At 65.6% G+C, this 796-nt stretch carries 1 protein-coding gene; it reads right to left on the reverse strand.

The window, feature by feature from the left end; translation table 11 throughout:
* Positions 1–6: 6 nt before the first annotated feature.
* The coding region (locus AC08OP_RS14985) for a transposase family protein (protein ID WP_476614766.1) at positions 7–796 on the reverse strand (790 nt) is incomplete at its 5' end.

The raw sequence follows: 796 nt of genomic DNA on the forward strand, positions 1-796 counted from the left end.
GGGAAGTTATTCAGAAACTCTCTTGATTCTCTCGAAGCTCAGTATTCGCTCGGATTGCTGTTCGTTGATTTTCTGGAGGCCGACGGCTGCCTGGATGTCGGCATCGATACGGCCGAGGTCGCTGCGGTAACGGCTGGTGAGGATTCGCCAGTTCTTCGTGTGAGCGACTCCCCATTCGGCGGCGACCCGGACGGACGCGAACTCGGCGTTGAGTTGTTTCTGCCAGCCGGTCAGGGATGTTCCGGGCTTCTTCTTCCGCGGGGTGTGGACGGCGGGTTCGCCTTCGTAACCGAGGTCGGTCATGCAGCCACCGGAACGTCGCGCCACCCGTGTCCAGCCGGCTTCGCGGAAACAGTGCACATCGTGCCAGCTGCCCGGGAAGGCGTGGCTGGCGGCGAGGATCCGCCCGTGCGGGTCGACGGCCAGTTGGACGTTGACGCCGTGCCGGCGGTGCTTGCCGGATAGAAGATCGGTGCGGTGGCGCCAGGCGAACGTTGGGACCAGGGTCCCGTCGATCAGGCAGACCAGGCCCTTGACCTGCTGGGACAGGGACTCGGTGGTGGTACCGAGGGTATCCGCGAGGAAGGCGACCATGATCTGGTGGTAGGTCCAGGCGGTGCTGATCCCGATCCCGAAGTCCTCGGCGAGTTCCTGGTAGGTGGCGTTGCGCCGTAGCCGGCACAGGGCCAACCGCAGGGCGCCGACGAGATCGAGATCGCGGGGACGGCCCTGGGCGCGGTGCCAGTCGGGGAAGTGCCGCTCGGCCATCGCGACGACGACGTCGGCAGCTTTCAGG

The sequence above is a fragment of the Frankia sp. CeRuru1 genome (assembly GCF_977966315.1).